This window comes from Asanoa sp. NPDC050611 (assembly GCF_040654855.1).
GTDB lineage: Bacteria > Actinomycetota > Actinomycetes > Mycobacteriales > Micromonosporaceae > Asanoa.
Window position 1 is genome coordinate 1 of the sequence record NZ_JBFAIU010000285.1, and the last position, 10,064, is coordinate 10,064.

Sequence of the window (10,064 nt, forward strand, 5' to 3'; positions counted from 1 at the left end):
GGCCGTAGCGGTCGAGGTCCGGGAAGTAGCCGTAGGACAGCGCGGGCGGGTCTCCCGCGTGGCCTAGGCCGGCCACGATCTGGGCGGCCAGCTCGGTGACGTCCGACGCGGCGCGGTAGGTGGCGCCGCGGTTGGCCGCCACGGTCAGGCCGCTGTGGGTGAACTCGGGGCGGTTGGCGACGCCGACGCTCAGGCCGGCCGCGGCGGCGCGTTCGAACAGCGTGGGTACGGGCTGCCACACCGCCGGGTCCGGGTCCGTGCGCCAGTGGGTGTGGGTCAGGACGCTGTCGGTGCCGGGGATGGCGACGCGGAAGCCGAGCACGCCGTGCGTGCCGGGGCTGGCGCCCGTGCCCAACGAGACGAGGCTGGTCGGGGTCGTCGACGGGAACCCTGTGGTGATCATCCGGGGCGCGCGGGCGGCGAGGTCCGCGAGTGTGGGAGCGAACGGTGCGGCCGTCGGGATCTGGTGCCAGCCGAGGCCGTCGATGAGCAGGACCGCGATCCGGCGTACGCCGGTGAGCTCCAGGCCGAGGATGTCCGTGCAGCCTGGCACGCCGAGCTGGCCGAGCGCGCTCGTCAGCACGTCCATCAGGCTGTCGGCGCCGTACCTCGGGACGACCTGGTCGAACTCACTCATACGGGGTCGGCGGGGCGGCGGGCGAGCAGGTGCAGCTGGGCGGCGATGTCCCGGTACGGCGGGCTGGCCGAGGCGGCCAGCTCCAGGTCGAGCAGGGCCTGCGGGTCGGCGTCGGCCGCGGCGGCGGGTACGAGGTCGGCGACGACGCGTACGCCGTGGACGTCCTCGATCGCGAGCCCGCAGTCGCGGAGCAGGTCGGCCGCCCCGTCGGCGTCGTAGCGGCGGCGCAGCGTGTCGCGCGGGCCGGTGCGGCCGTCCGGGTCGGCGATCAGCGCGGCCGCGGCGGCGAGGTGGCCGCCGGTCGCGCGGGCCAGCACCGCCGCGGCACGGGAGGCGACGAGCACCGAGGCGGCACCGCCGGGCCGCAGCGCGGCGGCGATCGCGGAGACGACGCCGCGTGGGTCGTCGGCCACCTCCAGCACGGAGTGGCAGAGCACCAGGTCGACGGAGCCCGGCGAGACCAGGCCGGTCAGGGCTTCGCCGTCGCCCTGGACAGCGCGTACCCGCGGCGCGACACCGGCCTCGACGGCGCGGCGGTTCAGCGCGGCGAGCGCGTCCGGGCTGGCGTCGACGACGGTGACGCGGTGGCCGGCCTCCGCCAGCGGCACCGCGAAGCCGCCGGTGCCGCCGCCGACGTCGAGGATGGTGAGCCCGCCGTCCGGGGCACGGTCGAGCTCGCGGCGCAGCACCTGCCAGACGACCGCGGTGCGGGGGCCGGGACGGACCGTTGTTCGCTCCACGCGCCGAGCCTAACGGTCGCGCGGCGGTGCGGCGTGGGCGCCGATCCGCGGTTGGTTGGAGCGCGGCGGCGGATCTCTCCAGTTTCGTTGCGCCGCGTGGCTTGTTGACTGGATGGTGGTTCCATTCATTTGGTGCTGGTTCCATCGAAAGGGAGGTCGGGATGACGCTCGCTGAGAAGCTCGCCCGGGGTGTGTTGGACGCGATGAACGCCGGGGACATCGCCGCCGTCGGCCCGCTCGTCGCCCCGGACTTCGTCGACCATGGCGCGCCGCCGTGGGCGCCGCAGGGGCGGGACGGATACCTGCAGATCCTGGGGTACGTGACCGGGGCGCTGAAGATCCGCTACGAGGTGCACGACATCGTGGCGGCCGGCGACAAGGTGGCGATCCGAGCCACCGCGCACGGGGTCAACGAGGTCGACATGCTCGGCTTCGAGCCGACGGGCAAGCCGTACGCGATGCACACCATGCATCTCTATCGGGAGTCCGGCGGCCTCCTGGTCGAGCACTGGGGCATCCGCGACGAGATCGGCGTCCTCTGGCAGGTCGGCGCGCTCCCGCGCCCCGCACCGGCGGGTTTCGGTGTCGCTGGAAAACTGGAGGGGTGACCTCACGGCGTTACCAGAGCACGGTCCGCGCCGAGCAGTCCCGCGCCACCCGGCAGCGGGTGCTCGACGCGGCCCGGGCCCTGTTCATCCGCCGCGGCTACAACGGCACGACGGTCGAGGCGATCGCGGCGCGGGCGCAGGTCAGCGTGCAGACGGTCTACAACACGGTGGGCGGCAAGGCAGCGGTCCTGAAGGCGGTGTACGACGTCACGATCGCCGGCGACACCGACCCGATCCCGATGATCGAGCGCCCGACGGGGCGGGCCCTGTTGGCCGCGACCGACGGCCGCGAGTGCCTGGCCCTGTATGCGCGGATGAGCCGCGAGATCTACGAGCGGATCGGGCCGCTGGTGCCGATCCTGCTGACCGAGGGGGCGGCGGGAGACCGGGAAGTCCGGTCGTTCATCGACACGATCGAGAGCGAGCGCGCGATCGGCACGACCAACATCTCCCGGCACGTGGCGACGCGGTTCGGGCTGCGGCCGGGGCTCTCGGTCGAGGACGCGGCCGACATCCTGTGGACGTTGACCTCGCCGGACGTCCTGTACCGGCTGGTCCGGCGGCGGCGCTGGTCCATGGACCGCTTCGAGAGCTGGCTGGGCGAGGCGATGGCGGACTCGCTGCTCGGCCACCCCGATGTCGCGACCAGCACCGACCCGACGCTGACGGGCCCGGACGGACGTGACGGTGGTGCCGACGACGGGCGTGAAAGCGACCGCGAGTCCGGCACCTACAGCTAAGGCATCCCCTGCCGGCTGGAGCAGCCAACGGCGATCCCTCGCCGCCCGAAGAGGCCGGCGGTCAGCCGCGGATCCGAAGTGACGCGAACGGCTCCGGATTGAATCAACGATGTTGCCGATCGCCCTGTCCGAAGGCGGCCCGCGAAGCCGGCACCCGCCGATAGCCCAAGTTGACGGCGAGGCCGTCGGCTGGCAGCCGAACGAAACGACGGGCCACCGACAGCGAGGGTGCGGTTGTTGGCCGGCACGGCGTCGGCACGGTTGGCGGCCCGCAGCACGAGGGCCGCGCGTTGCGCCTTCGTCAACCGGGCCAGCCAGGCTCCAGATCTGGTCGTGGTCCGCGGTGGCCTAGGCGTGGGCCCTAGCCGCGACCTGCCGGTGAAACGCCGCGGACGAGCCGGCGGGAGCGACGGTCACCGCCGATAAAGGGTCCGCGACCAGCCGCGGGCGCGGCAGCGAAGCGGAGCGAGCGGTGTCCGGCGGGAGCGACGGTCGTGCCCCCGACGTACCCGGGAACGCCGGTTCCTGGTCTCAGCGGAAGTCGCCGCGGAGCCGCTCTCCCTCCTGGTCTCAGCGGAAGTCCCGTGAAGCCGCTCCCCCTCCTGGTCTCAGCGGAAGTCCCGCGAAGCCGGTGTGACCGGCGGAGTGATGGCGTCGAGCCGGTCCGCGCGCAGGTTGACCACCCCCTCCGCCATCTCCAGACGCCCCCGGACCACCAGCGCCGCGCTGCGCCGCGCCACCCGCTGGTAGCGCTGCCACAAGCCCTGCGAGCAGGTCACGTTGAGCATGCCGGTCTCGTCCTCGAGGTTGATGAACGTGACCCCGCCCGCGGTCGCCGGGCGTTGGCGGTGGGTGACGATGCCGCCGACGCGGACGCGTTGGCCGTTTTCGCAGCGACCCAGGCGGGCGATCGGGACCGCGCCGATCGCGGCCAGTTGCGGGCGGATGAACTGGGCCGGGTGGCTGTCGGGTGACAGGCCCGTGGCCCAGACGTCGGCGACGAGGCGGTCGACCTGGTCCATGCCGGGCAGCGGCGGCGCCTGGGTCGCGGCGGTCGTGCCCGGTAGTCGGCCGGGGTGTTCCTGGGCGGCGGCGCCCGCCGCCCACAGCGCCTCGCGGCGGGTCAGGCCGAAGCAGGCGAACGCGTCCGCAGTGGCCAGGGCCTCCATGTTGGCCGTGGTCAGGCCCACCCGGCGGGCCAGGTCGGACATGTCGCGGTAGGGGCCGGCGGCCACCCGCTCCTGCTCGATCTTCTCGGCGAGCTCGGAGCCGATGGTGCGTACGCCGGCCAGACCGATCCGGACCGCGGGGCCGCCCAGGCCCCACTGGTGTGGCGGCTCGCCGGGCGCACTCCCCCAGCGGGTGTCCCTCGTGGACTCCAGGATCGCCTGGGCATTGCTGGCGTTGATGTCGGGGCGGCGCACCTCGACGCCGTGGCGGCGGGCGTCGTCGGTCAGGGTCTGCGGCGAGTAGAAGCCCATCGGCTGAGCGTTGAGCAGCGCGGCGAGGAACGCGGCCGGGTGGTAGCGCTTGAGCCACGAGCTGGCGTAGACCAGGTAGGCGAAGCTCATCGCGTGGCTCTCCGGGAAGCCGTAGCTGGCGAACGCCGACAGCTTGAGGAAGATGTCGTCGGCCAGCGCGCCGGTGATGCCGCGCTCGGCCATGCCGGCGTAGAGCCGGTCGCGGATCTGGGCCATCTTCTCGGCGGACCGCTTGGAGCCCATCGCCCGGCGCAGCTGGTCGGCGCCGGACGCGTCGAAGCCGGCGACGTCGATGGCGAGCTGCATCAGCTGCTCCTGGAACAGCGGCACGCCCAGCGTCTTGTCGAGCGCCTTCGCCATCAGCGGATGGTCGTGCTGCCACTGCTCCTGGCCGTTCTTGCGCCGGATGTACGGGTGCACCGAGCCGCCCTGGATCGGGCCGGGCCGGATCAGCGCGACCTCGACCACCAGGTCGTAGAACTCACGGGGTTTCAGCCGCGGCAGCGTCGCCATCTGGGCCCGGCTCTCCACCTGGAACACCCCGACGGAGTCGGCGCGGCACAGCATGTCGTAGATCTCGGGGTCGTCGAGCGGCATCGTGCTGATGTCGAGATCGTCTTCGATCATGTCGTAGGCGTAGCGCAGCGCGGACAGCATCCCGAGCCCGAGCAGGTCGAACTTGACCAGGTCGATGACGGCGCAGTCGTCCTTGTCCCACTGGAGCACGGTGCGGCCGGGCATCCGGCCCCACTCCACCGGGCAGACCTCGATGATCGGCCGGTCGCAGATCACCATGCCGCCGGAGTGGATGCCCAGGTGCCGCGGGAAGGTCTGCAGCTCGTTGGCGAAGTCGACGACGTGCTCCGGGATGTCGTCGACGTCGACCTTGGCCACCGAGCCCCACCGGTCGATCTGCTTGCTCCACGCGTCCTGCTGGCCGGGCGAGAACCCGAACGCCTTGGCGATGTCGCGCACCGCCGACCGCGGCCGGTAGGAGATCACGTTGGCGACCTGTGCGGTGTGCCGCCGGCCGTATTTCTCGTAGACGTGTTGGATGACCTTTTCCCGCTGGTCGGACTCGATGTCGACGTCGATGTCGGGCGGCCCGTCGCGCTCCGGCGCGAGGAAGCGCTCGAACAGCAGCCCGTGCTGGACGGCGTCGACGTTGGTGATCCACAGCGCGTAACAGACCGCGGAGTTGGCGGCCGACCCCCGGCCCTGGCAGTAGATCCGGTTGTCGCGGCAGAACTTGACGATGTCGTAGACGACCAGGAAGTAGCCCGGGAAGCCGAGCTGCTCGATCATGTTCAGCTCGTAGTCGAGCTGGCGGTAGGCGTCTGGATGGGCCTCCCGCGGCCCGTAGCGGATCAGCGCCCCTTCCATGGTCAGCTTGCGCAGGTGGTCCATCTCGGACTCGCCCGGATCGACCGGGTAGTCCGGCAGCTTCGGCGCCACCAGCTGGATGTCGAAGGCCAGGTCGCGCCCGTATTCGGCGGCCCGCGCCACCGCGCCCGGGTAGGCCGCGAACCGCTGCGCCATCTCGGCGCCCGTGCGCAGGTGCGCGGTCGCCGCGGCCGGCAGCCAGGGGTCGATGTCGTCGAGGCTGCGCCGGGCCCGCACCGCCGCGACCGCGGTCGCCAGCCGCCGCCGCGCCGGCGTGGCGTAGTGGACGTTGTTGGTCGCGACGGTCGGCAGCCCGCGCTGGGCGGCGAGCGCGGCCAGCGCGTCGTTGCGGTCGCCGTCGGTCGGGTCGCCGTGGTCGGTCAGCTCCACCGCGACGTTGTCGGCCCCGAACAGCCCGGCCAGCCGGTCGAGCTCCCGCGCCGCCGCGTCGACCCCCTCCGTGAGCAGCGCCGCCGGCACCGTCCCCTTGCGACACCCGGTCAGCACGAGCACGTGGTCGCGTAGCTGCTCGGCGACGTCTTCGAGCATGCCGTATTCGGGTCGGCCCTTCTCGCCCCCGTCGAGCTGGGCCTGCCCGATCACCGCCGACAGCCGCGCGTAGCCCTCGGTGCCGTGCGCGAGCGCCAGCAGGTGCCGCCCGTGCGGGTCGGGCTCGCCGGAACGGATCACCGTGTCCTTGCCGCGCACCCCTTGGGACAGCGACAGCTCCGCACCGAAGATGGTCGGCAGCCCGAGCGCCCGCGCCGCCTCGGAGAACCGCACGACACCGTAGAAGCCGTCGTGGTCGGTCATCGCGAGCGCGGTCAGCCCGAGCCGGCGCGCCTCCTCGGCCAGCTCCTCGGGGTGGCTGGCACCGTCGAGGAAGCTGAAGTTGGAGTGGCAGTGCAGCTCCGCGTAAGGCACCGTGCCCTGCTCGGGCAGTGGCTCCGGCGGCGGCTCGTAGCGCGGGCGCTTGCGGGTCCACGCCGGTGAGTCGCCACCGTCGGCGTCGACCGCCAGCGGGTCGACGACGTGCAGGTGCCGCCGGCCGGAGAGCGTCCCCTCCAGCTGCGACCACGGAATCCCGGGATTATTGAAGCCCATCAGGGGTCTTTCCCGGGTCCGCGGTGGTCCGGACCGTCGCTCCCGCCGGACACCGCTCGCTGCGCTTCGCTGCCGGGTCCGCGTCGTCATACCCATTACATCGAGATGACCTTGCGGTCTGGTTCGGGCTAGTCATAGATGGCCTCCACCGACCACTGGCCGCCGGCCAGCGAGAGCAGGAAGGCGCTGCCGTCGGCGAGCGCGACCTGGAAGCGGGCCCGGCGGCGGGCCTCGGCGGGTGCCCACCAGCGCTCGTCGACCGGCCACGGGCCCGCCCAGCCGACGATCTCGGCGGGTTGGCCCTTACCGATCGTGAGGTGGGCCGGCGCGGCGGTGACCAGCAGGCGGGCGGACACGCCGACCGGCTCGCCGGACGCGTCACGGACCGTGGCCGGCAGCGGTGCCGGCAGGACCAGCGCGGGCGCCGGCGGCGGCAGCCGGCCCGGCCAGGGCGCGGCGGGCCGGGTCGGGGTCAGCTCGTCGCCCCAGGGCACCAGGCGCACCTGGTCGGCCGGCGAGCGACCGCCGCCGAGGACGGCGGTGACCACCGACTCGGGCCCCAGGATGCCCTGGATCCGGTTGAACGACCGGTGCGCCCGCTCCTTCTCCTCCCCCGTCTCGCCCCACAGGCCGGGCTGGAGGCCGGCGTGCGGCAGCACACCCTCGGGCACGAGGCGGAGCCGGATGATGCCGGCGGTCGGCCGGGCCGGTGCGCTCCGGGAGCCCCGGCGGCTCGTGCCCGACAGCCAGCCGTCGAGCTGCCAGCGCACCCGGTCGGCGATCGCGGCCGTGGTCAGCAGCCCGTCGTGCCGCCAGACACGGTGCAGCTCCTGGCCGTGCGCGGTGACCGCGCCGATGGCGAGCCGGGTGCAGGTCAGCCCGTAGCCGGCCAGCCGCTCGTGCAGCCGCTCGGCCAGCACCCGGGCGGCGAACGCGGCCACGTCGACCCGTTCCAGCGGGTCGTCGCCGTAGTCCTCGCTGACCTCCAGGTCCGGCGGCGGGCGCCGGACCGCGAGGGGACGCTCGTCGCCGCCGGCGGCGAGCCGGTGCGCCAGCGCGGCGTCGAACCCGAACCGCGCCAGCACGTCGCCGCGGGCCAGCCCCGCGAACGCGCCGAGGGTGGTGATCCCGAGCCGGCGGAGCAGCTCGGTGAGCGCGGGCCGGGCCAGCGCCTCGACCGGGCGCCCGGCCAGGAACGCCACCGTCTCCCCGCTGGGGACGATCAGCCCCTCCCGGGCCGCGAGCCCGGCCGCGAAACCGCCGTCGGCGACCCCGACCTGGCTCTCCACCGCGCACGCCTGCGCGACGTGCTCGACGATCCGCTCGGCCGCCGGCTCCTCGCCGCCGAAGTAGCGCGCCGGCCCCCGCGCGGCGAAACCGCACACGCCCGGCCGGACCACCTCGACCCCGGCGACCATCTCCTCGACGGCGGCGACCACCGGCTCGAACGCCCGCGCGTCCCGGGCCGGGTCGTGGTCGACCGCGACCAGCCCCGGGCATCGGCTCTGCGCCTCCCGCTTGCGCAGCCCCCGCCGCACGCCGTCCGCCCGTGCCGCCTCGGACGCCGCCACCACCCGGTTGGCGTGGAGCACCGCGACCGCCTCGGTGGCCGGCACCCCGTCGACGATCTCGGCCGCGATCACCGGCCAGTCGGGACACCAGAGCACGGCGGTACGCGCCACCGCGCCACCAGCGGTTTCGGCCTGCCGACTGCCGGTCATCGCGCACCGCCGGCGACCAGCGTGAGCCGCGGCCGGTGCTCCTGCTCGTCGAGCAGGGCCCACGCGTCGCCCTCCTCGACCGGCGACACCTGGTCGCTCGTCTCCGGGGCGGGGGGCTCACCCGCCGCCGGACCGGCACCGTCCGACGCGGGCCCGGACGCCGGCGCGGCCGCGGCCGTGGTCGGCTCGGGGACCGCGTGCAACGACGGCAGCGAGATGGGTTCGAGAGGTGCGATGGCGACCGTGCCGGTGAGCGGCCGGAAGCCCGGCATCCAGACGGTGATCTCGCGCGGCTGGGTGGCGGCGCCCCGGCCGCGGGCGACGACGGTGACCTCGCGGCGGCGGAGCCGGCCGCGACCATCAGCCAGGCCCTCCCAGCGGCCGCGGGTGACGCGCAGGGTGAGGTCGGCGCCGTCCCAGTGGCCGTAGGGCACGAGGACGCTGCCGCGTTGCCGGGCCCGCGCGGCGAGGCGTGCGGTGACCGAGCCTGAGACGGCAGCCCGGTCGGGGACCGCGAGGACCACCACGTCGACGCCGTCGATCAGGGCGGCGACCACCGTGGCCCATTCCGGCCCCGGGTTGGGCACGAGGGCCAGCCGCTCGAGGGCGACGCCGCCGTCGGCCGCCGCGACCGCGCCGAACGCCGGCACGCCCACCACCGCGCACCAGGAGCCCGCCCGGGACGCCTCGGCGATCAGCGCGTAGACCAGTGACGTGCCGCCGCTGGGTGACCGCGGGCCGGCGCCCACCGCCACCGTGCTGCCCCGGCGCAGGCCACGCCCGGGCAGCAGGCCCCGCAGCTCGGCCGGGACCGGCAGGGTGCGGTGCGCGTCGTCGGGTGCGGCGCTGGCCGGTCGGACGAGACCCGACAACGCCGCTGATCCCAGCGTCATCTGACCCGCCATGCGCTCACCCCCGTCGTGCTGGTTGTGCTGGTTGTGCCGTTGTGCTGGGTGGGTGTCAGGCGGCCAAGCCGTCGAGCGATGGCTGGTGCGCGATGCCGAGCGCGACCTCGACCACGGCCACGAACTGCTCGGCCGCGCGTAGTAGGTCGTCGGCCTCGCGGGCCGTCACCACCCGGGGGATGCCCGCCTCGGCGGCGGCGCGCTTGGTCGCACCGGCGGCGAAGTAGGTGGCCCACTCGTCGAGCTCGGGCGCGACCATCACCAGCAGGGTCCACACGCTGGTGATCCGGTTGCGCCGGGTCGGCGACGGGCGGGCGCGGGCCGCGAGCATCGCCGCCGCCGCGCGGAGCGCGGCGAGGTGGGCCGCGGCGTAGCGCAAGCCGTCGGGACGGGTCTGCGCCGCCTCCGCCAGGCCGTGCCGGGCGATCGCGAGCAGCTGGGCCGGCGTGCGGTGCGGCAGCACGTGAGCCGGCACGGTCGGCGCCTGGGCCGGGCTGGTCGTCATGGGAACGGTCTCCTCCGCGTGTGCAGCAGCCTGTGACGGACATGCCCCGCCGCGGAGGAAGGCGCAGCGGTCTTGCTTGGTTGCCGGTCGGGCGTGACGCTTCCCCACACCACACCCGACCGGCAAGGGTCGGCCGCGGCACTGGCCGGCGTCGACGAGCGCAAGGCGGACCCGGCCGACGCGGCCGCGTGGCGCGAGCTGCTGCCGCAGACAGAACGCAAGAGCGACGTGGAGGGAAAG

Annotated in this window: 8 protein-coding genes; 2 read left to right on the plus strand and 6 right to left on the minus strand. The window is 74.3% G+C overall.

Annotated elements, in window-relative coordinates; genetic code table 11:
- Together AB0H87_RS31610 and AB0H87_RS31615 are read right to left on the minus strand one after the other, a co-directional pair.
- A partial coding sequence (locus AB0H87_RS31610; RefSeq protein ID WP_360153857.1) for an alkaline phosphatase family protein occupies positions 1–637 on the minus strand: 637 nt, incomplete at its 3' end.
- On the minus strand, positions 634–1,377 hold the full coding sequence (locus AB0H87_RS31615; RefSeq protein ID WP_360153860.1) for a methyltransferase domain-containing protein: 744 nt from the start codon (positions 1,375–1,377) through the stop codon (positions 634–636). The genes AB0H87_RS31610 and AB0H87_RS31615, both read right to left, overlap by 4 nt.
- 161 nt (positions 1,378–1,538) lie before the next feature.
- Between AB0H87_RS31615 and AB0H87_RS31620 the strand changes: the two genes are divergently transcribed.
- The gene (locus AB0H87_RS31620; protein ID WP_360153863.1) at positions 1,539–1,985 is read left to right on the plus strand and encodes an ester cyclase; all 447 of its coding nucleotides are present in this window, start codon (positions 1,539–1,541) and stop codon (positions 1,983–1,985) included.
- Complete coding sequence (locus AB0H87_RS31625) at positions 1,982–2,725, plus strand: helix-turn-helix domain-containing protein (protein ID WP_360153865.1); 744 nt, start codon at positions 1,982–1,984, stop codon at positions 2,723–2,725. The genes AB0H87_RS31620 and AB0H87_RS31625 overlap by 4 nt, the downstream gene beginning before the upstream one ends.
- Positions 2,726–3,333: 608 nt before the next feature.
- Here the strand turns inward: AB0H87_RS31625 and AB0H87_RS31630 are convergent.
- The 4 genes from AB0H87_RS31630 to AB0H87_RS31645 form a co-directional block, all read right to left on the minus strand.
- Complete coding sequence (locus AB0H87_RS31630) at positions 3,334–6,693, minus strand: error-prone DNA polymerase (protein ID WP_360153868.1); 3,360 nt, start codon at positions 6,691–6,693, stop codon at positions 3,334–3,336.
- 128 nt (positions 6,694–6,821) lie between these two features.
- Positions 6,822–8,414, minus strand: coding sequence for a DNA polymerase Y family protein (locus AB0H87_RS31635; RefSeq protein WP_360153871.1), 1,593 nt, complete (start codon positions 8,412–8,414; stop codon positions 6,822–6,824).
- On the minus strand, positions 8,411–9,319 hold the full coding sequence (locus AB0H87_RS31640; RefSeq protein WP_360153874.1) for a hypothetical protein: 909 nt from the start codon (positions 9,317–9,319) through the stop codon (positions 8,411–8,413). Before AB0H87_RS31640 ends, AB0H87_RS31635 begins: the two co-directional genes overlap by 4 nt.
- Positions 9,320–9,374: 55 nt before the next feature.
- Positions 9,375–9,824 carry an SAV_6107 family HEPN domain-containing protein gene (locus tag AB0H87_RS31645; RefSeq protein WP_360153877.1) on the minus strand — a complete coding sequence of 150 codons (450 nt, stop codon included), beginning with the start codon at positions 9,822–9,824 and terminating at the stop codon, positions 9,375–9,377.
- Positions 9,825–10,064: the final 240 nt, after the last annotated feature.